We start from the raw sequence: 21,620 nt of genomic DNA on the forward strand, positions 1-21,620 counted from the left end.
CCGCGCACCCAGGCCACCGCCACGCCGGGCGTCTAAAGAACCCACCCCGCCCAAACGCCAGCCCCCCCGAACGACCAGCTTCTCCGAGTCAGCCAAAAAAAAGACCGAGCCAACTCCGACCCACCCGAGCCATTCCCGACCCGAATTTTTCCGCTTTGTTTTTAAAGACTTAACAAAGCACCGAGCCACAACTGACCCGAATCCTCGCAGAAAAAGCCACTTTCGGGTTTTTCGAGCAATCCGTAATCAGCGACCAGCACCGAAACCATCAATTAAGCCTTTGATAGAAAAGAGGAAACCAGCATTCAACCAACCCCTGGCACGGACTTTGCAATTAACCGGATGTCATCCCCGATGACACACCGGCCAATAAGGCCATCACGCAAAAGAAACCAAACCAGGAAGCAACAAATGCCGACTCCCGCCTATATCAGCATCCAGGGCAAGACCCAGGGCAACATCACGCAAGGCGCCTTCACCGCCGACTCCGTCGGCAACGTCTACCAGGAAGGTCATGAAGACCAGATCCTGGTCCAGGAAATCGAACACCTGATCGCCACCCCCACCGACCCCCAAAGCGGCCAGCCTTCCGGCCAGCGCGTCCACAAGCCCTTCGTCTTCACCGCGCCCCTCAACAAGGCCACCCCCCTCATGTACCAGGCCCTCGCCTCCGGCGAAATGCTGCCCGAAGTCGAAGTGAAGTGGTACCGCACCTCCACCGAAGGCAAGCAAGAGCACTTCTTCACCACCAAGCTTGAAGACGCCACCATCGTCAACATCAACACCGTGCTCCCGCACGCCCAGGACCCCACCAAGGCCGAGTACACCCAGCTCGTCAAGGTCGCCATGGCCTACCGCAAGATCACCTGGACCCACGCCATCGCCGGCACCGAAGCCTCCGACGACTGGCGCAAGCCGCAAGAAGCCTGATCCCAGGTTTCTTGAATAAAAGGGCCGGCGCATCACGCGCCGGCCCTTGTCCGTTCTGATCCGACCTTGATCGACACGGGGCTAATCAACAGCCCCAAACGTCAGGAAGCCAATCATGAAACCCATCGTTCTTGTAGGTCATCGCCATAGCTGCCCCACACACGGCACCGGCACCGTCGTCACCGGTGCAAGCGAAGCCATCGTCAACGGCCGGCCCGTCGCCCGCATCGGCGACCGCATCAGTTGCGGCGCCATCATTCAGACCGGCTCGCCCGGCACCCTCATCGAAGGACAACCCGTTGCGCGCCAAGGCGACAAAACCAGCCATGGCGGCACGCTGATCGAAGGCGAGGCCGGCTGGCTGGTCGAATGATCCACGCAGGCGTGGGNNGCGCTGCCACGCCTCCTTCACCGGACCACGCTCACCGGCCATCCAACCTGCCGGGCCACCCGCGCAGGCACGTCACCCGCAGACGCAGCCTGCTTCCCGCCAGCCTTGCCCCCCGCACGCTGCCCTCCTGCATCGTTACCCCGCACGCCATCCTCTAGAAGCGTCTTCGGCAAGGCAAACCCCTTGAACAACGGCTGCGTAAACGGATTGTTCGCCTTCTCCGTACTGATGCGATAGCGCATACCGCCGTCCGGCGCAGCAAAGCTGATATCAACGCTCGTGCTCGTCGCCCCGTTCAGGCGGGCCTGACTGAGCAGCCGGTACAGCGCCCATGGACCCCGATAAGCCAAACCGCTGCTGCTGCCCCCCGCATGCACCAACGTCATGCGGCTTTCATTGCTGGAGGCCAGCGTATTCGGCCAGATCAGCGCCGTGCTGGTCGTCGGGCCGTGGTTGTAAGTCACCAACTGCCCTTCCACGCTAAGCGAGCTGCTGCGTTTGCTCGGCGCCATTCCCAACGGCTCCACATGGAACTGCACGCCCAACGTGCCGCGGCTATTGAAAAACGCGTCCCGGATCTTCTCGGCCGCTTCAAGCTGCGTCAGCACGTCATTGCGCACAAGATAGCCGCCCAGCCGCTCCGAGTACAACGCCTCAAGGTTGTCCTCGATGAACAGATTCAGATACTTCCCGCGGAACTGCTGCAAACGCCCCTGCGGGCCAAAAAACGCCGTGAAATCGTCCAACGCCACTTCCTCACGGCTGGCGGGATTGAACGGATAACGATTCGCCAACCGCTCGCGATAAAAGCGATACACGTCGATGTCCCAACGACGCTCGAGCTCGCGCAATGCCTCCACCAGAATCACCCGCGACGACTCGTCGGCCAATTTGCCCACCTGACGGTTCAGCGGTTCGGGCAGACCCGCGGCAATACGCTGCAGATTGCTGATCGGGTCCGGTCCTTTCAACCCGAAGCGTTCCAGCACCACGTCAAGCGCCGTCTTGCCGCGATCCGGGCTGTCGTGCACCGTGCGCACCTTGTCTTGCACGCTCCCGATCGCCACCAAAGTTTCGTCCAGGTACGACGCCCGATCGCCCTTCGCCTGCAGCAGTTGGCTCATCGGCGCAAACGCCCGCGCAATCCCGAATATCGCGCCGGTTTCGTCCTTGCCGGCAGCCACCTTCTCCGCCACGCCTGAAGCCTGCCCGATCCCTGCTCCCTTCCCGTCGAGCGCACCGGTGAGGGCCGGAGTGTTGGCGCCAAGCTCACTGTTGTCGCGCACGGTTTCCACCAGCCGGCGCAACGGCGCCGCAGGGCTCGTGACGGTGCCCAGCACATTGACCGCCTCGGCAAGATCATGAAAATCCCGAACCTCAAGCTGGTTGAGGTTGCGCTGCCAGGTGTCGACGTAATCACGGCCGTAGATGGCCTGGATGCGCTCGGCCAACGCGCGCTTGTCGGCCTCCGAATAATCGATATTGCGCCGCTCGCCCAACGCCCACTGATCGATCATCGCCAGCTCGGTCAGATCCTGGCTGTGCGGCGCGAAGTAATTGTGGAACCCCTTGGCCGTCAACAGCGCGTCGATACGGCCATCCGAAGCGGGCTGCCCCGTTTCCGCCTTGGCCGCAGCCGCCGGTTGATAGACCACGTCAAAGGCCGGGCCGATTTCATTGCGCAGATCCAGCGGCGTCCTGAAAAATTCGCCCGCCTGACGGCGCATCGTCATGTACACGCGCTGCGGCAATGGAATCTGCCGCAGGTCGCGCTGCACCACGGACACGCGCTGCTGAAACTGCGGCAACAGCGTGTCGGCATACTTCATCGCGTAGTCCAGATGCCGCATCAACGCACGCTGCACCTTGTCCTCGCCGGGGAAAGCCTGCGCCCACTGCCGCCCCATCCAACGCTCAACCACCGGCGGCCGGCGGTTGGGACGATCCTCAATCATGCGGTACACGCGCAACGCTTCAAGCTGCACATCGCTGTCGACCGAGGTGCCGTCAAGGTGCTCCATCACCCCATTGGCCAGCGCAGGCAAAAATCGCTGAGACAGCAGCGTCAAGTAGGCCTGATCGACCTTCGGACCAATCTGCCATCCCTGATACAGACCCATGTCTGCCACGAGGGGCCACGCTTCCCGGTAATCGCCATACACCGCCACCGCGCTGCTGATCTGATCCAGCGGCTGAAGCAGGTTGCGGCCCGTGGTGTCCAGCTTGCCGTCGATGGCGTGGGCGCTATAAGCGCGGCTGCGCTCCAGAACGCTCATGGCCTTGTCCCGGTTCACTGCGTAGTAGTGATACCAGCCGCCGAGGATCACCGCGCTACCCACCGACGCCACCCCGAAGCGCAAGGCCAGCGCGCGCCGCTTCTCGGCACGCACGCGCGGGTTGTCGCCCGCCAGGCCGGATTCGGGATAGATGACGCGCTGAAACAGCTGCTGGGTGAAGTAAACCATCGCGCGGCCGCTGGGATGCGTGGCCGGCACGGGCTCGCGGATATCGTAGTTCTGCGAGGCAGACGCCACGAAGGCGTTGGTCAGCACGCCCTGCTGATAGACCGACGACAGAAAGACGCCACGCGGCAGCGCCGGCGTGAGGTAACGATCGCTGCCCAGCACATCGGTTAGGAACTCCATCAGGAGCGGCCGCATGCCGGTCAGCTGCCGCACCAGGGAATAGAGGGCTTCCCGTTGATTCAATTCGCGGACGTCGGCCATCGCATCGAATATCTGCTCGTTCAGACGCGTCAGGAACTCGTCGTATCGCGCACCCAGTTCATCCCGCCACGCGTCGTAACGCTGCACCGAGTCCAGCGTGAACGTAAACCCAAAGATGTCCTCGCGGGCGGACTTGGACAGCCGCGCGAACAGCGGCTCGAATCCTTCAAGCAGGTCGAATTTGCTCAGCACGACATACAGCGGCGGACGCGTGCCGAGCTGGCGGCTCAGTTCGGCCAGCCGCGCGCGCAGCAACGAGGCCAGCGCCTTGCGGTCGCTGGGTTGCTGATTCAGCAACGTCACTAGGCTGACCATCAACACCACACCATTGAGCGGACGGCGGCTGCGATTACGCCCCAACCAGCTCACAAAGCTATCCCACAGACGGGAATGAAGCGCCTCGGGCAGGAGCGTGGGTCCCGCAGCGTCTCCCGGCCTTGGCGCTTCAGTATTCCCGGACGCGGCAGACGCTTCAATTTCCGCCGTCACTCGCGGCTGGCTGATCAGTTCGCCCGGCGGGTCGATCAGCACCGCGTCATCGCCGATCCACCAGTCAATGCGATAGATCCGGTCCGGGTCGTCCTGCAGGCGCTGACTGCCGGCCTTGACCTCACCGGTCAACGAAAACGTCTGGCTAGACCGGTTGACGAAGCTGGTTTTCCCCGCGTTTTCCTGACCCAGCACCAGGTACCAAGGCAGTTGGTAAAGCGCGTTGCGGCCTTTCAGGTTTGCCTGCAGCACGCTAAGGCTCTTGTCCAGATCACGCTCCTGCGCCTGTACGTAGCGCAAGCAGGGATCGTCTTGCTGTTTCTGCGTCTGCGCCCGCTCGGCTTCCAGCGTCAGATTCCGTTTGCGCAGCCTGATGGCCCAGACCAGCAAGGGCAGCGCAATCAGCACGAGCGTGGCAAGCACGCGCGCGGTCAGACTTGCCAGCGGTTGGTATTCATCCCAAGTCCACATCGGCCCCAACCACCAGATGGCGGCCAAGGCGAGCGCCAGCATCAGCAGCAACGCCACTGGCATGCCCTGCTTTGTCCATTTCAGTAGGGGCTGGCCATAGCGTTTCACTTTCGACCAAATCTTAAACATGGGATTGCTCCTGTTTCTTGCATTCGATTGCGGCGTTGACTTGGCGCTCCAAAAGGCCAAACAGACCAGGCTCCCATTGCGCCGCGGATGCGTCTTGCATGATCTGATGGGCGCGGGTGTACAAGCCATCGGCCAGCCACGCCAAACCACGCGCGCCGAGCAGTTCGGCGGCGATCGTGATGACATGGCAACCATGGCGCGGATCCGTTGACGTCTTCTGGATGGCTTCCAGCCGCTTGAGCATCGACTCCACCCCGGTGGCTTCCAACACCTCGCGCAGCTCCTCGCGCAACGCCGGGTACTCATGGCCGGCGCCCAGCTTCGCGGTGTCCGCATCCGCCCCACTGATCCACGACTGCGTTTCGCCATCGACAAAAGCGCGGCCATCGGCAAATTGCAGCTTCACCAAGGCGGGCAGCTTGGCCACAAAGCGCTCGGTGGACTGGCGAATTGCCTCGGCGACGTTCTGCATTTCCAGACGGCGGGCGATACCGGCAGCCAGAAAGCTCCCGCGCAGCCAGTACGGAGACGAAGTAATGCTTTTTTCGACGCGCTGCAGAAGCGCCGGATCGACCGCATTCGCTTTCAGCGCATCCCAATAGGCCTCGGCCGTTTCGGCGGGAACGGCCATCAGCTCCGTCCGCATCGTGTCCTTGCGGGTCGATGGCGCAATGCTCAGGTGCGCCCACAAGGCGAAGCGGCGGAGCAGGTAGCCGGTCGGGTCATAGGCGTCTTGCTGGTTGATGAGGTCGGCCACGGCCAATAGCGAACGGCGCGCTTCGCGTTCGTTGCCCTGCGCCATGGCCATGGGCGTAAAGAAAGCCTCGGTGATCCCGGTGGGTTGCGCCGACAGCGCCATTTGCGCATCGGCGAGCTCGGGCGCGCGTGTCGCCTCCGCCTTCAGCCGTAGCTGCGCCTCCAGGCGAGTCAGCGTTGGCACGTCCAGCTTGGATTCGCTTGCACATCCCTGCAGCTTGTCCAAGGCCCGTTGGCCAGATTTGTAAAACTCGTCGGCGTATCCCTTGCCGTCCAGTTTGGCCAGCGCCTCTCCCAGGCGCTCCAACTGCTGGGACATCAGGCGACGCTTGGCCGTCAACCCGGCCGCGCCCGGCTTCGGATGGCTGGTGCTCCAGTACCGGCTGGTCATGCCGGCCAACAGGCCCGCCGCCTCGGCCCAGCCGCGCCAGCCCCCCGATCGCATACGAGCGGTGGCCAACTGCGCGGCAATCCGCAGGTGCTTGCACTGCGACTGCAGATACAGTCGCGATGCCGAATCCACATAGCTCCAGTCGATGGTCGCCTCTTGCAGCCCGCCAAGCTTCATCATTTCGCTTTCGACACCCTGGTAGGCGTTGTCTTCCTCGTCGAACTCGCCGGCCGGCTGATGCGGCGAGATGGGTGACAGGATGGCGTCGAGGTCCAGCGTGGGAAACGTGCTCACCAATGACAGGCCTCGCGTTGTTGCGCCATCAGCTCGTGAAGCGCCGCGGTGTCGAACGACCGTCCGTGAAACGCGGCATGATCGCTTTCAAGCTGCATCTGCTGGGACGCGCGTGTCAGAGGACGAAGCTGTTCAATCGCCACCAGGCCGCGGCCCGCATCCGTGACCGTGCCGTCCTCGACGACCTGCCAGGGCCGGCGGTCGGCAATCGGCCGCCCGTCCAACAGCACGCGGATGCTCACGCGGCTGACGTCCAGCGGCTCGGCGGTGATGAGCTGCAAGCGAGAAATGTTCTGCAGGCAACTGATTGCCAGCAGCGGCCGCGGCTCGCTTCCCGCCAGGGCCGGCGCCGAGATGACGACCTTGTCCTGGCCCGGTATGGCATCGCCGACGCGCAGCAGCAGCACACCGGCGTGATCGGGCTTGCGGCGGGATTCGTTGCGTTGCACCAGCCCGACGATGTCAGGCACCCGAACCATGGCGGAAGGCGCGGCGGTCGATACCGCGGCGGTCGATACCGCGGCGGTCGATACCACGGCGGCCGATGCCGCGGAGGCCGGTGCCGCGGCCGCCGGTGCTGCAGTGGACGGTGTCGCCATTTGCGCTGCAGGAACGGGCGGTGTGCCCGCTTCGGCGTCAAAACAGGCCAGCCTTTCGATTGCCGACACGATGGTCCTGCAACTGCGGCCCGACGCCACCGCGTCCGTGGCTGCGTCGCCGCCCACGAGCACGGCGGCGGCCAGCAGGAGCGCCCCGAATGGCTTCATATTGCTTCCTCTCCAGTCAGATTCATATCAAGGCACTTGCGCGCCAAGGTGCGTTTGGGAATCCCCAGGCTTTGCGCGGCTACCCGACGGGATCCCGCGGCCTGACGCAAGCGGTCTTCCAGCAGCAAGCGCTCGAACGCGGCTAGCGCGTCGGGCAGACTTTCGGTTCGCCACAGTCGCTGCAGGCGGGCTTCGCCGGAGTCATCGATTACGGGCTTTTGCGCGCCGTCTGTCAGCTCGACCAGCCGGTTGGTCTGGATGCGCTTGCCGGGCGGCGTTCGCTCCGCGGCCGCAAGCACCAGACTGCGCAGCTCGCGGACGTTGCCGGGAAACCGATGACGTTGGAGCTGTGCAATCGCGTTGTCGGAGATGCCCGCGACGCGGCCGGGGAATGCCCGGTTGTGCTCGAGCAGAATGTGCGCCACCAGCGCCGGAACGTCTTCAAGGCGCTCGCGCAGGGGCGCAATGTGCAGCGTCAACTGGCAGACGCGGAAGTACAGGTCCTCTCGGAACTGCCCGTCCCGCACCAGTTCAGGCAAAGGCCGATGGGTGGCGCAGATCAGCCGAAAGTTGGACGGCAGCTCTCGCGTTCCACCCACCGGCCGGTACTTCTTTTCGTTGAGCAGGCGCAACAGCGCGCCCTGCAGGCTCAGGGGCATATCCCCGATTTCGTCCAGAAACAGTGTGCCGCCATCGGCTTCCGCCACCAGCCCCGCCCGCGCCTGCGTGGCCCCGGTGTAGGCGCCACGGGTTGCGCCAAAGAGTTCCGCTTCAATCAGATCCTTCGGGATGGCCGCGCAGTTCACTGGCACGAACTTTCCCTTGCGCGCGGATGCCTGGTGGATCAGCCAGGCGGCATGGTCCTTGCCCGAGCCCGTTTCTCCGGTGACCAGCAACGACAAAGAAGAGTCGGCGAAACGCAGCATGTCTTCGCGCAGCCGCCGCGCAATCTGTCCGGTGCCGACAAAGCCGGTTGACAGCAGACGCCGGCGTCCGCGCGTCTCGGACTGCTGGTGGTGCGTGGTCTGGCGCGTCTGCGTCAGCTCGACCGAACCTAGCCGATCGAGCAGACCATTCAAGACGGCGTCATACAGCCTGCACAGCTCCTGCCAGGTGGGGTCCGCCGTCCAAGACCTGAGCCCGGACGCCGTTCCCGCCAGGAACAACACCGCCACAGCCTTCTGACGCGCATCCAGCAGCGGCACCACCAGCCATGCCTCTGCGGCAGCGAGCCGCTCGCGGAGTTCCTCATAGCCGCCCGCGACGCCGAACATGCTGTCCAGACGTGCGACATGGCGGGCCTGAGCGGTGGTCAGGCAGTAGGCGATGGGATTGTCGAGATCGAGCAGGGAGTACGCCGGCAGCAGGTCCAGCGCGACACCATGACTGGCGATCGGCCGGATGCTGTCGCCGGCCGCCTCGCGCCAGTAGCAGACCCCGTAACGTATCCCCGGCGCCGAACAAACGGCTTTGAGGAACCGGTCGGCCAGGGACGCAAAGCCGCTGGCCTGGACCAATGTCCGGGCGAGCGCAGCGGCGCCTTGAGCACTCAAGGACATTGCGCTTACTCCACCACGGCGTCGAAGGCCGCGCCATTCCAGCTGATTGCGGAACGGCGGAAGCGCTGCCCGCTGGCCATGCACTTCAGCACAGCCAGCGACAACGGCGGCAGCATGTCGCCGTCGATGCTGGCATCCAGCAGCCGTGCGCCATTCTGGTGACGCAGGCAACGCGCGCGTAATTCATCCCGTGCTGATGTCTCGATCGTCAATTGCGCGCTGTAGCGGTCGTTGAACTGCTTTTCGATTCGCTGCAGACGGCTTTCGACGATTTCGGCAAGCGTGGCCTCGTCCAGATAGCAGAAAGGCACGACCTGCATGCGTGCCAATAGTGCGGGCTTGAAGAATCTCGCAAGGTGCTCGCGCAGCGCCTCAGTGTCGAGGTCGGCGAGTGGACCGCCGTCGTGATCGAAGCCCAAATTCGAGGTCAGGAAGAACAGCACGTTCTGGCAGTCGATGCGCCGGCTTTCGCCATCGGCAAGCTCGCCTTTGTCGAAGGCCTGATAGAAGATGTTGAGCACCTCCGGGTGCGCTTTCTCGACTTCATCCAGCAGCACCACCGAATAGGGCCGCTTACGGATGGCCTCGGTCAGTACACCGCCTTCGCCGTAACCGACATAACCCGGCGGGGCCCCCAACAGGCGCGACACGGTGTGCTTCTCTTGATACTCCGACATGTTGATGGTGGTCAGGAACTGCTCGCCGCCAAACAACGCGTCGGCGACGGCCAAGCCAGTTTCTGTTTTCCCCACCCCGCTCGGCCCCACCAGCAGGAACGCGCCCATCGGCGTCCCGGGGCGCCGCAGATCGGCCATGGCGGTCAACAGGCGCCGGTGCACCGTGTCGATGGCGGCGTTCTGCCCCTTGACGCGTTGACGTAGCGTCTCGGGCAGCTTGTCCAGGCGATGGAACTGGTCGCTGTTGATTGTGGCGGCGGGAATTCCGGTCCAGTCCGCAATCACCTGAGCAATCTGCTCGGCGCCCACGTCTGCGTGCAACAGGGCGCCGCTGCGTTGAAGGTCGGCCAATTGCACGACCAGCGCTTCCAGCCGCCGCGACGAGTCTTCCTGGAGCTCGCCCGCGCGAAGGGAAATGATCTCGTCAATCAGCGTCTTCTGCCGCTGCCACTCGGCCTGCAAGTGTTCGATGGAATCCTGAATCTGCTGCCGCGCGACATCCAGCGCGGCCAGCCTGCCGGTATCCGGCTTTCGGCCGACGCGGGCATCCCGCCAGAGCTGGTCGGCCTCGGCATCGACCTGCCGCAGTTCGTTTTCCAGTGAAGCGAGGCGTCGCGGTGATTCGGCCAACGCGGTCGCCACCCGGGCGCAAGCCGTGTCCAGAACGTCGATCGCTTTGTCCGGCAACTGGCGCCCCGAGAGATAACGTGCGGACAACGCCGCGGCAGCCTTCAGCGCATCGTCGGCGATATAGACCTGATGCGCGTCCTCATAAATGCCACGCAGACCGCGCAGGATATGCACGGCCTGCTCCACGCTGGGCGCGTCCAGTTTCACCAGTTGAAAACGTCGCGCGAGCGCGGGATCCTTTTCGAAGTATTTTTTGTATTCGGACCAGGTTGTAGCGGCGATCGTGCGCAGTTCTCCGCGCGCGAGCGCGGGTTTCAGGAGATTCGCCGCATCGCTGCCCCCTGCCGCGTTACCGGCCCCGATCAGCGTGTGCGCTTCGTCGATGAACAGGATGATGGGCTTGGACGCATGCTTGACCTCGTCGATGACCGCCTTCAAGCGCTTTTCGAACTCGCCTTTGACAGAGGCGCCGGCTTGGAGGGCGCCTAGATCCAGCCCCCACAACGTCACGTCGCGCAGCGGCGCAGGAACGCGCTGCTCGACAATGCGCCGTGCCAGGCCCTCGACCACGGCGCTCTTTCCGACGCCAGCTTCACCCACCACGATCGGATTGTTTTTGCGGCGGCGCGAAAGAATGTCGATCATCAGATCGATCTCGGCGTCCCGGCACAAAACCGGATCGATTTTGCCCGCGCGCGCCTGGGCCGTGAAATCTTGGCCGTATTTGCTGAGCGCGCTGTCGGACGCCGCCGTTGCTGATTGCGCTGGCGAGGAGTCTTCCAGGACGGGCGCTTCCGACGAACCGGCCAGCAATTCGCGAAAACGTTTGCGCAGCGTTTCGCGATTAATCGATTCGAACAACCGGATCGCGGGAAACGGCAGCTATCGCCCCGGATTGAGCAACGCGGCCAGCAGCAGCGCGCCAGTCCGTATTTCGGTTTGCTCCAATTCCACCGAGCTTAATAGCCAGGCGTCCTGCATCAATTCGAGCAGCAAGGGAGAAAACGAGGGGTATGCATGCCCCTGCCCTGCGTCGATTTTCGGAAACGTGCTGGCTAACGCCTCGCGCAACGCATCCAGATCAAATTCCGTATTTGCCAGAACGCAGCGCACATCACATTTTGGCTGTTCCAGAAACTTATAGAGCAGGTGGGCAACGGTGACCTCTGCGCCGTGCTGGCGGATGCAGAGACTGCCGGCTTCCTCGAGCGCGTGTCGCGCCACCGGGTGCAATCGGTCAAGCAAGGCAGACAGATCAACGGAAATCATGCCGGATATTCCTCGTGGCCATGGGTTTTCTCACCATTAATGGTTTAAGCGCTACAGAAACCGAGCGCATTAAGAAACCACAGCCAGAGGAGCGCATCAATCGGACTAATTCGAATATCAGTCGGCCTACTTTCTTTTCTTATTGCCGCGCATATTTCCCATATGAGTCCGAACAATCCCAACAGCTTTTCGAACTTTTCATATGTTCGCAGCTTTGACTCGCGGATCAGAATAAGCAGCTTTTTTTTGCTTCATATCTCCATGCGCTAGCGTCGTTTGAAAATCTAAAAGGAGTGACCCATGGCATCGAAAGTTGGTTCAGTTGCACCGAAAGAACGGATCAATATCCGCTACATCCCCGCCACAGGCGACGAGCAAGAGGAAATTGAACTCCCGCTCAAAGTGATGGTGCTCGGAGATTTCAAGGGGCATGCCGACGAAACGCCGCTGGAAGATCGCCCCGCTGTCCAGATCAATAAGGACACCTTCAACGAAGTCATGGCCGAAGCCGGCCTCAGCCTCAAAGTCGACGTCCCGGCCACGCTCGAAGAAGGCAGCGAAAGCGACACGCTCAGCGTCAACCTGCAATTCAAGAACATCAAGGATTTCGGTCCTGACGCGATTGCCCGCCAGGTCCCCGAACTGAAGAGCCTGCTGGAACTGCGCGAAGCGCTCGTGGCGCTGAAGGGCCCCATGGGCAACATCCCGGCGTTCCGCAAGCAGATCCAGACCCTGCTGGGTGACGACAGCGCCCGCGGCAAGCTGGCCCAGGAACTCGATCAACTCCTGGCGGCGCCGCAGGCGTGATGCCCGGCACCGTCTCAACCGCACTCTTCAGGTTTTCAAGGACGCACCGATGACCAAAGCCCAAACCGCCGAGATCCAGGAACACGCCGCCAGCCAGTCCCCAGGCGGATTGCTGGCGCAAATCATGGCCCAGACCCGCATCGAGCCCAACCAGGAGGGCTATGCGGTCGCCGAGCGCGGTGTCGCCGCATTCGTGTCCGAGATGCTCAAGTCCGACTCCCGCGAGCAACCGATCAACAAGCAGCTGGTGGACCAGATGCTTGCCGCGATCGACCGCAAGCTCAGCAAGCAGATGGACGCCATTCTTCATCAGCCGGAATTCCAACAGCTTGAATCCATCTGGCGCGCCTTGTTCGACTTCGTACAGCGCACGGACTTCCGCGAAAACATCCAGGTCGTGTTCGTGCCGGTCACCAAGGACGAACTGCTGGAAGACTTTGAAAGCGCTGCGGACATCACCCGCAGCGGCTTGTACAAGCATGTGTACACCGCGGGCTACGGCCAGTTCGGCGGCCAGCCGATCGGCTGCATGATCGGCAACTACAACTTCGGTCCCTCCGCGCCCGACATCAAGCTGCTGGGCTACCTGGCCTCCGTCGGCGCCATGGCGCATGCGCCCTTCCTTGGCGCGGCCGGACCCGAAATGCTCAATCTGGAATCCTTCGAAGAGCTGCCCAACCTGAAGGAAGTCAAAGACATCTTCGAAGGCCCGCGCTTTGCCAAGTGGCGCAGCCTGCGTGAATCTGAAGACTCGCGCTACCTGGGCCTGACCATGCCTCGCTACCTGCTGCGCCAGCCGTACGATCCGCTGGAAAACCCCGTGCGCAGCTTCGCCTACGAAGAAACCATCGACGGCGATCACCGAAACTACCTGTGGGGCAACACGGCATTCCTGATGGGCAGCCGCGTCACCAACAGCTTCGCCAAGTTCCGCTGGTGCCCGAACATCATCGGTCCGCAGTCCGGCGGTGCGGTGGAAGACCTGCCCATGCACCTGTACGAATCCTTGGGACAGCTGCAGGCCAAGATCCCCACGGAAGTTCTGGTCTCCGACCGCAAGGAGTTCGAACTATCCAGCGAAGGCTTCATTCCGCTGACCATGCGCAAGGACAGCGACAACGCCGCGTTCTTCTCGGCCAATTCGGTGCAAAAACCCAAGGTATTCCAGAAGACGCCGGAAGGCCTGGCCGCGCAGACCAACTACATGCTGGGTACGCAGCTTCCCTATATGTTCATCATCAATCGCCTGGCGCACTACATCAAAGTGCTGCAGCGCGAGCAGATCGGCAGCTGGAAGGAACGGCAGGACCTGGAACGCGAACTCAACAACTGGCTGCGCCAGTATGTCGCCGACCAGGAAAGCCCCACCAGCGACGTCCGGAGCCGCCGTCCGCTGCGCGCCGCCCGGGTCGTCGTGCAAGACGTGGCCGGCAATCCTGGCTGGTATCAGGTGGCGCTGTCGGTTCGCCCGCACTTCAAGTACATGGGCGCCAGCTTCGAACTGTCGCTGGTCGGCCGCCTGGACAAGGACTGACAGGGAGCCGAGCCATGCCCCGGTCCCCAGGGCGCGGAAGTCTGTTCGAACGCCTCGATCCAGACCTTCCTCCGCGGCGCAATCGCACCCGCCAGGAAATGGCGGCCGAGCGTATCCGCGCCATCAAGCGCCAGTTGGAATGGATCCTCAATTCCCGCCAGGGCAGCTCGCAGAGCAGCCCTGGTTTGGGATTGCGCGATCTGAACGACGCGGCCATCGGCGCCGTCGACCTGCGCCAACAGGTCTGTCTGGACATCCACGCCGCGGTGGCCGCCTACGAGCCACGCGCGCGCGTTGTCGAAGTCAGACCGCTTCCCGGGACGGACGCGTCGCTGAACCTCGGCTTTCGGCTGGTCTGCCGGGTGCCGGTGAACAACCTGGAAGAGCAGGTGGAAATCAGCCTGCTCTTTCACCATCAAGGCCGACAGGTCAGGGTGACCTAGCACGTAGCCATGGGAGGCTGACCGGATGCCGTTGAAGGGAAAATTCCGCGAGGAACTGGATTACCTGCGCCGCTTGCGGCGCGTCTTCGCACGCAACAACCCGCAGCTGGCGCCGTTTCTTGGCGAGGAAGCGACCGACCCCGACGTCGAGCGCCTGATGGAAGGCTTTGCGTTCCTGACCGCAAAGCTGCGCCTCAAGATCGAGGACGATTTTCCTGAATTGACGCATTCGCTGCTGCAGATGCTATGGCCCAACTATCTGCGGCCCCTGCCCAGCGCCACCATCATGCAGTTCGAACCCACCGACCATTCCATCACTGGCCGCCAGACCGTGCCGCGCGGCACCGGCATTCAGTCGCGGCCCGTGGACGGCGTGCAATGCCAGTTCCGCACCTGCCAGGACGTGTCGATATTCCCGTTCGACGTGGCGGACGTCAATGACGGCCATTCGCTAGAAAAGTCGATCGTCCGCGTCGACCTCGCCACCCTGAGCCAGAACCCGCCCAACACCTTTGGTTGCGACAAACTGGATTTTTATCTGAGCGGCAGCGATTACACCGCGCAGACGCTCTACCTGTGGCTGGCGAAGTACCTGGGCGAGATCCGCATGGAGTCCGCAGGTACGGAGCGCCAGATACCGGTCAATCAGATCGGCTTTCCCGGATTCCATTCCGACGCCGCCTTGCTGCCGTACCCCAAGAACGCCGTGGATGGCTACCGCATCCTCCAGGAATATTTTCTTTTCCCCAGGCGCTTCTATTTTTTCTCCCTGACGCACCTGCTCGAATTCTGGCCGGACCAGCCCACGACAAACGTGCGCATCGAGTTCCACTTCACGCGGCCCATGCCGGGGGACGTGCGCGTACGCAAGGGCGACATTGCGCTGTACTGCACACCCGCCGTAAACCTGTTCGAACACGATGCCGAACCCATCCGCCTGACCGGCAAAGCTGCCGAGCACCGTCTCATGCCCGGCGGGCAGCGGGCCGATGCGTACGAAATTTTCAGTATCGACAAGGTCGATGGATGGAAGAACGGCGACAGCGCGCAACCCGGGGAATGGCTGCGCACCTACGAGCCCTTCGAATCGCTGCGCCATCAGATCGAACACGAACGCGGGCGCACCACGCTGTATTACCGCACGCGCCTGTCGTCATCCCTGGTCGATTCCGGCGTCGAGCATCGCATCGCCTTCGTGCGCGGAGACGATCACCACTACATCGGGCGGGAAGAGACGGTGTCGCTCGCGCTGACCTGCACCAACCGCGATTACCCGCTGGCGCTGGGCGTGGGCGATATCCGCGAGGGGTTGCGGGACACCCCGGCGTTTGTCCGCTTCAGAAACCTGACCACGCCTACGCCGCCGTATCGTCCGGTCCTGGATGGCGATCTGCACTGGAGCCTGATCTCCAACCTCTCGCCCACTTACCTGTCGCTGCTGTCGGCCGAACCGCTGAAGGCGATCATCGGCAACTACGACTTCTCGGCACATCACGATATTCAGCGCGCCCGCACCACGCAAAAGCGCCTGGACGGCCTGCAGGAAGTAGTCAGCGAGCCCATTGACCGGATGTACAAGGGCCTGCCGATCCGAGGCACGCGCACCCTTTTGAAGCTGGACCAGAACGGCTTCTCCTGCGAGGGTGATCTGTACCTGTTCGGGACCGTGCTCAGCCACTTCCTGTCGCTATACGCCAGCCTGTCGTCGTTCCACGTGCTGGAAGCGATCAACACCACCAATCAGGAGCACTACGCATGGCCCATGCGCAGCGGCACGCAGCCCCTGATCTAAGCGACGCATTGCTGGCCGAGGCCAAAAGGCATGACTTCTTCTGCCTTCTGGAACGCCTGCATGCGCTGCACGAGGACGATCTGGAATCGCCCGACAGCTTCGATGCCGATCACCAGCGCGTTCTGCTCGGCAATCACGCCGGGCTTGGCTTTCCGGCCTCCGACGTTGCCCTGGCCGAACGGCTGGAAAATCACGTTCCGCACCAGTACCGGGTGCAGGCCACGTTCTTCGGCATGCACGGTACGGATTCCCCGCTGCCCAGCTATTACCTGGACCGTCTGGCCTACGAGGCCGGCCAAGGCGTGGGCATCCGCCCGGCGTTCCTGGACTTCTTCAATCATCGTCTGCTGACGCTGCTGCACCAGGCCTGGCGCAAGTACCGGTATTACATCCGCTTCCGGCGCGGCGCGGACGATCAGTTCTCGCGGCGGATCTTCGCGCTGATCGGCCTGAAGCATGACGCGACCCGCGGCGACACGCCAATCGCCTGGAGCCGGCTGCTGAGCTTTGCAGGCGCCGTGGTCCTGCGCAGCCGCTCGCCGACCATGCTGGCCGGGCTGATCGCGCATTGCTTCGATCTGAAGGACGTGCAGATCCGCGATTTCGAACTGCGCCACACGCTCATCGACGACGCCGACCGCATCCGGCTCGGCCGGCGCAACGGCCAGCTCAGCGAAAGTTTCCAGATCGGCGACAGCGTCCGCACCCGGCACTGCAGCTTCGTCATCGTGATATCGGGCCTGAGCCAGGACCGTTTCCGGGAATTCCTGCCGGCAGGCGAAAACTTCGAGCGCCTGCGCCAGCTGGTCGTGTTCCTGCTCCGTGACCCGGTGCCCTGCGACCTCGAACTTGGCCTGCGTCAGGACGAAGTTCCTCCCTTCAATCTTCGGCACGCCGACGGCACCCAATTGGGGTGGACCAGCTTTCTCGAACAGCCGGCCACGACCCTTCCGCCGCCCGTCAGAGTCACTCTGCGCACATGAAACGCACACCCTCCAATCATCGTCTCGCCCTGGTGGTCGATAACCCGCAAGTCCTGCAGAAAGGGAGCCAGCCCCGGTGCATGTTCGACACCGCTGGCGGCACGATCGGCGCCAACGGGGCGGACTGGATCCTGCATGACCGGTCTGGCCGCGTGCAGTCCATTCACTGCGAGGTTCGCTACGAGGACGGCAGTTACTTCGTCATTGACCGCTGCGGCCAGACGCGAGTGAACGACCAGACGGATCCGCTGGGCGCACTTGTCGGCGCCCGGCTGCGCGGGGGAGACATCCTTCATGTCGGTCCCTATCGCCTGACGGTCAACCTGGATGACGAGACCTACAACCTGCCAGACCCTGCCCGGCATCTGGCTGAACATGATGTGACCGAGTTGCTGGGGACGTCGAATGAACCTATCGACGCCCTTCCCCAGCACCGCAACGATGTCCCTACGCCAAACCAGGCCGACGAGCATGGTTGGCGCGAGTTCCACGCCTTGTCGGAGAATCAGTCGCAGGGACGCCTTGACCCCTTGCTGGCGCTTGAAGAGGCGGCTCGCTCGGATTCCGCCTTGTCCAGCGACGCCGCTGTGCTGGATTCCCGGCACTACGGACAAACCCGATTGGCCGCGCAGGCCGACCTGTCCGCCACCCGATTCGAAGCCGTATCCGGCTCCCCTTTGCATGCCTTCGGAGATCGACCCATGTCGGGACACCCCCCTTCTTCTGCAGCCTCTGGCTCATCCGATCAATGGATCCAGAGTCAGTTCAATCAGACTGGCGATGCGGCGGGCCTTGTGGGGCCGCTGGTCGAGGGTCTGGGCGCGCCGGTGGGAGCGTTGGACCCGCACGCCGCGCATGCCTTGCTGTTCGAGGCCGGCACCACCCTCGCCGCGCTCATCCGCGGACTCGCCGCGCTGAACCGCACGCCGGAAGGCCAGGGACTGGCGCTGGCCAAACGCACCCTGCAGCCTATCGAAGACAATCCGCTGCGTCTCGCGCAGACCTACCCGGAAACCGTGCGCGCGCTTTTTTCCCGGGACCGCAGCATGGTTCACCTGTCGCCCACCGCCGCCGTCGAGGAATCGCTGGAGCAGATCGGTGAACAGCATCGTGCGATGCTCAAGGCCGTTGCCGCGGGCCTGAACGCATTGCTGCAGGCATTCGCGCCCGACCAGCTTGAACGCCGCTTCGCCAGGTACCGGTCCGGCCAGCACTCCGAGGCACTGCCCGGAGACTGGGCATGGCAGATGTACCGGCATTACTACGAAGAGCTCAAATCCAGCCGGCAGCAGGGGTTCGACAAACTGTTCTGGGAAGTCTTTGATCAGGCCTACGACCAGGCGCTGCGCAAGGAAGAGCCATGAGGCCAGCAGTTGGACTCTTGTGCATCGGGGCGTTGCTGTCCGGCTGCACCACGGTCGGCAACGTGCTCACGAAGACGGGTCAGGTCCTGATGGATCCCAGCATTCAGGTAGGCCCGCCCGAAGATCAGCCGACGCAAGTAGCGCTGAGTCTGTACGCCGCCAAAGACGTAAATCCCAATCCCGTGGCCGAGCCGGACGTCGATCCGGCCCCGGCTGTGTCGGATGGCCGGTCGTTCTCGGTCAATGTGCAGGGCGAATCCCGCGAAGACCTGGTCCACAGTCTGCAGACATTGCTCGACCACCTGCATCAAGAGGCCTCTACGGCGGCGGCGTCTGAAGACCGGCCGAATACGTTGGTCAGGTCCGGATTCACCAAAACATTCAAGCCGCGCTCCGTCGCGGTCAGTCCCGCGCTTGAACGCCTGTGGGCAGACAGCGTGGCGACGAGCCGAGCCCCCTTCCCTGTGCAATGGCACTTGCGTAAAAGTGAAGACGCGCAGGATTCGGCTGCGGAGATTGGCGTTGGCGCGACCAGCCCCGACCTCGATGTCGCATTGGGCCAGTATCGCGATGGCGTACCCCTAGCGCCCGCAGCGGCGCTTGCGGTCCAGGATCACGTCAACGCCACGCCCATCGCGTTTCGCGTAATTCAGCTCAAGGACGATTCGCTGCTGGAGAACGCCGATCCCGACCTGGTCCGCAACGCCCCAAAGAAGGCGCTAGGAAGCACCTACATCACGGCCGACGACTACATGCTCGCGCCCGGCCAATTCAAGTTCATCAACTATCACGAGCTGGACGAAGACACCCATTACGTCGCCGTCGTCGCAGCCTTCAACGCACCCGACGCGCAACGTTGGTACGACGTCTTCCGGGTGGAACCGCGCAGCCGCAGGTACGCCTTGCTGGTCACCCTGCAAGACACCCGCGTCGCCATCACCGACGAGAACTACCGGCCCGAAAGGACCGCTCCGCGCCCGCGCAATCAAGCGAGAAAACAGCCATGACCAGCCGCAATCCCGTCGTTTGGGGCGAAGGGCAATTCGTCAAACCCCAGCATTTCCAGCAAACAGACCGATACCTTGAGCACTACATCAACGTGCGCATGGGCAGCCGATATTGCTACGGTTTTTCCGAGCTGGAGCTGAATCAGGAGTTCCTGTCGTTCGGCAAGATCTCCATCGTGCGGGCCCGCGGCATCATGCCCGACGGCACCGCCTTCAATATCCCGCACGACCAGCCGCCTCCAGAACCGCTGTCGATTCTGGATGCGACCGCCGCCAACCAGACGGTGTATCTGACCTTGCCGCTGCGATCCGACGGGATATCCGAGGTCCGCTGGCCCGATACGCTGGGCAACGCCCGCTACATCCATCGCACGGAAGACATCCGCGACACCCATAGCCATCAGGGCAATCACACGCCCATCGCCCTGGCCGTGCCCAACCTGCAACTGGCGCTGGAGCGCGACGACCGCAGCGCCTTCACCGGCCTGGCGCTGAGCCGCATACTCGACCGCCGCCCCGATGGCAGCCTGCTGCTGGACAGCGACTTTCACATCACGGGCATGTATCTGCAGGCCATCCCGCCGCTGGCGCATTTCATGGAAGAGATCGCCGCGCTGATGCACGAGCGCGCGAAAAGCATCGCGCACCGCATCGGATCTCCTGGCCAATCCGGCGTCGCGGATATCACCGACTTCAACCTGCTGCAGTCGCTGAACCGCTGGCAGCATCTGTTCCGGCATCTGGCCCGCGACGCGGATGTGCGTCCGGTCGATGCGTATCTGGCGTGCGGTCAAGCCTGCGGCGAACTCACCACCTTCACCGACGAGGGCCGGTTGCCGCAGGACTATCCCGCGTATCAGCACGACTCGCCGCAGACCTCGTTCCGCATGCTGAAGGAAACCCTGCGTCGCGTGCTCAGCACCGTGCTGCAGCCACGCGCCGCTTCGCTACCCCTGGACATGCAGGGACACGGCGTCTACACCGCGCAAATTCACGACCCCAGCCTGCTGCAAAGCGCCGACTTCATCCTGGCGGTCCGTGCGCGCATGCCCCTGGAGCAGATGCGGCAGCAGTTCGTGCGCCAGGCCAAGGTGGCGTCGCATCAACTGCTGCAGGAGCTGATCCGCCTGCAGTTGCCCGGCGTGCCGTTGATGACATTGCCCGTCGCGCCGCGCCATCTGCCTTTTCATGCCGGCTTCACCTACTTCCAGCTCGACCGGTCGCATCCGCATTGGCAGCGCCTGATGCCACAAGGGTCAACCGGCTTCGGCTTCCACATCACCGGCGACTTCCCGGAGCTGGAGTTGCAGTTCTGGGCCATTCGGAGTCAATGAGATGAGCCAAACTGTGATGGTCGGCAACGACCGTACCGACAAGCCCTCCAATCGTTCCGCCCTGCCCGACGTGCCCGAGGACTTCATGCGCGCGCCGCGTGAGCCCATCGTTCGTGACCCAGAAAGCGTCCTGTACGACGGCGTCTTTCGCATCAATGCGGACGAGGACCTGCAGTTTCAATTGCGTGGCCATAGCATCAACCCGCTGGTGGACATCGCCCAACCGCTCTTCGGTCTGGTGATTCGCCTACGCCGCATGATGGACCTGCCGCAGGAAGAGGTCAGCCGGCTCTATGAGAACGTCCGGGACCATATCACTGCGCTGTCCGAAGAAGTCCGGCAGCTTGGCTACGACGGGGCGACGCAGCTGTCATTCCGCTATGCCCTGTGCGCCTTCATCGACGAGGCGGTGATGGCCACGCCGTGGGGGGTGGGATCGCGCTGGAAGGGCCGATCCCTGCTCAGCTACCACCACAACGAAACGTGGGGCGGCGAGAAGTTCTTTACGGTGCTGGCGCGCATGCAGATGGACGCGGCCAAATACCGCGATGCGCTCGAGTTCAAGTATCTGTGCCTGTGCCTGGGTTACCAGGGCAAGTATGGCCAACAGCACAACAACAAAGACACGCTCAACGCCATCATCACCAAGCTGCATGAGCAGCTTCGGCAACTGCGAGGAGACGCGCCCGAGCGGCTGGTGGACGCACCCGCAAACATCGCCAGGCTTCGTCGCAAGCTTCACCGCCAGTGGCCGCTGTGGACGCCTTGGGCGGTGGCGGCGGCCGTTATCGCCGGCGCCTATCTGTACTTCTCCCTGAAACTCGGCGCCGCCACGCAGATGGTGCTGGATTCGCTAGAGAGCATCCTCAAGCAGTGA

Annotated in this window: 17 protein-coding genes; 11 read left to right on the forward strand and 6 right to left on the reverse strand. The window is 63.1% G+C overall.

The window, feature by feature from the left end:
- Positions 1-411 precede the first annotated feature (411 nt).
- Together B3446_RS17675 and B3446_RS17680 are read left to right on the forward strand one after the other, a co-directional pair.
- Positions 412-930, forward strand: coding sequence for an Hcp family type VI secretion system effector (locus B3446_RS17675; protein WP_175122245.1), 519 nt, complete (start codon positions 412-414; stop codon positions 928-930).
- A gap of 115 nt (positions 931-1,045) precedes the next feature.
- Complete coding sequence (locus B3446_RS17680) at positions 1,046-1,303, forward strand: PAAR domain-containing protein (protein WP_291383799.1); 258 nt, start codon at positions 1,046-1,048, stop codon at positions 1,301-1,303.
- Between the two features lie 35 nt (positions 1,304-1,338).
- On the opposite strand, the gene tssM is transcribed toward B3446_RS17680, so the two are convergent.
- The 6 genes from tssM to B3446_RS17710 all read right to left on the reverse strand — a co-directional run bounded on the left by tssM (position 1,339) and on the right by B3446_RS17710 (position 11,479).
- On the reverse strand, positions 1,339-5,196 hold the full coding sequence (gene tssM / locus B3446_RS17685; RefSeq protein WP_291383800.1) for a type VI secretion system membrane subunit TssM: 3,858 nt from the start codon (positions 5,194-5,196) through the stop codon (positions 1,339-1,341).
- A complete protein-coding gene (tssA, locus tag B3446_RS17690; RefSeq protein ID WP_291383801.1) occupies positions 5,129-6,577 on the reverse strand; it encodes a type VI secretion system protein TssA in 1,449 nt (482 codons plus the stop codon). Before tssA ends, tssM begins: the two co-directional genes overlap by 68 nt.
- Positions 6,574-7,245: a type VI secretion system-associated protein TagO gene (locus tag B3446_RS17695; protein ID WP_291383802.1), complete on the reverse strand. Its 672-nt coding sequence runs from the start codon at positions 7,243-7,245 to the stop codon at positions 6,574-6,576. The genes tssA and B3446_RS17695 overlap by 4 nt, the downstream gene beginning before the upstream one ends.
- A 95-nt stretch (positions 7,246-7,340) precedes the next feature.
- Positions 7,341-8,861 (reverse strand): sigma 54-interacting transcriptional regulator, encoded by a 1,521-nt coding sequence (locus tag B3446_RS17700; RefSeq protein ID WP_291383803.1) that lies wholly within the window; start codon positions 8,859-8,861, stop codon positions 7,341-7,343.
- 47 nt (positions 8,862-8,908) lie between these two features.
- Entirely contained in the window at positions 8,909-11,071 is a 2,163-nt protein-coding gene (gene tssH, locus B3446_RS17705) for a type VI secretion system ATPase TssH (RefSeq protein WP_291383804.1), read from the reverse strand.
- Positions 11,072-11,092: 21 nt separating this feature from the next.
- Entirely contained in the window at positions 11,093-11,479 is a 387-nt protein-coding gene (locus B3446_RS17710; RefSeq protein ID WP_291383805.1) for a Clp protease N-terminal domain-containing protein, read from the reverse strand.
- Positions 11,480-11,779: 300 nt separating this feature from the next.
- On the opposite strand from B3446_RS17710, the gene tssB reads away from it, so the two are divergent.
- The 9 genes from tssB to icmH are packed head-to-tail and all read left to right on the forward strand — an operon-like array spanning position 11,780 to position 21,620.
- Positions 11,780-12,286, forward strand: coding sequence for a type VI secretion system contractile sheath small subunit (gene tssB, locus B3446_RS17715; RefSeq protein ID WP_105240884.1), 507 nt, complete (start codon positions 11,780-11,782; stop codon positions 12,284-12,286).
- A 49-nt stretch (positions 12,287-12,335) separates the two neighbouring features.
- Positions 12,336-13,820, forward strand: a complete 1,485-nt coding sequence (gene tssC / locus B3446_RS17720) for a type VI secretion system contractile sheath large subunit (RefSeq protein ID WP_291383806.1) — start codon at positions 12,336-12,338, stop codon at positions 13,818-13,820.
- 14 nt (positions 13,821-13,834) lie between these two features.
- Positions 13,835-14,263 carry a type VI secretion system baseplate subunit TssE gene (gene tssE, locus B3446_RS17725; protein WP_191578858.1) on the forward strand — a complete coding sequence of 143 codons (429 nt, stop codon included), beginning with the start codon at positions 13,835-13,837 and terminating at the stop codon, positions 14,261-14,263.
- Positions 14,264-14,288: 25 nt separating this feature from the next.
- Positions 14,289-16,055, forward strand: a complete 1,767-nt coding sequence (gene tssF, locus B3446_RS17730) for a type VI secretion system baseplate subunit TssF (RefSeq protein ID WP_291383807.1) — start codon at positions 14,289-14,291, stop codon at positions 16,053-16,055.
- Positions 16,019-17,038 carry a type VI secretion system baseplate subunit TssG gene (gene tssG, locus B3446_RS17735; RefSeq protein ID WP_191578856.1) on the forward strand — a complete coding sequence of 340 codons (1,020 nt, stop codon included), beginning with the start codon at positions 16,019-16,021 and terminating at the stop codon, positions 17,036-17,038. The genes tssF and tssG overlap by 37 nt, the downstream gene beginning before the upstream one ends.
- Positions 17,035-18,402: a type VI secretion system-associated FHA domain protein TagH gene (gene tagH / locus B3446_RS17740; RefSeq protein ID WP_291383808.1), complete on the forward strand. Its 1,368-nt coding sequence runs from the start codon at positions 17,035-17,037 to the stop codon at positions 18,400-18,402. The genes tssG and tagH overlap by 4 nt, the downstream gene beginning before the upstream one ends.
- On the forward strand, positions 18,399-19,409 hold the full coding sequence (gene tssJ / locus B3446_RS17745; protein WP_291383809.1) for a type VI secretion system lipoprotein TssJ: 1,011 nt from the start codon (positions 18,399-18,401) through the stop codon (positions 19,407-19,409). The genes tagH and tssJ overlap by 4 nt, the downstream gene beginning before the upstream one ends.
- Positions 19,406-20,743 carry a type VI secretion system baseplate subunit TssK gene (gene tssK / locus B3446_RS17750; RefSeq protein WP_291383810.1) on the forward strand — a complete coding sequence of 446 codons (1,338 nt, stop codon included), beginning with the start codon at positions 19,406-19,408 and terminating at the stop codon, positions 20,741-20,743. The genes tssJ and tssK overlap by 4 nt, the downstream gene beginning before the upstream one ends.
- Position 20,744: 1 nt before the next feature.
- Positions 20,745-21,620, forward strand: a complete 876-nt coding sequence (gene icmH / locus B3446_RS17755) for a type IVB secretion system protein IcmH/DotU (protein ID WP_291383811.1) — start codon at positions 20,745-20,747, stop codon at positions 21,618-21,620.

It is taken from the genome of Achromobacter sp. UBA5777 (genome assembly GCF_002418565.1).
Taxonomy (GTDB): Bacteria; Pseudomonadota; Gammaproteobacteria; order Burkholderiales; family Burkholderiaceae_B; genus Achromobacter; species Achromobacter animicus.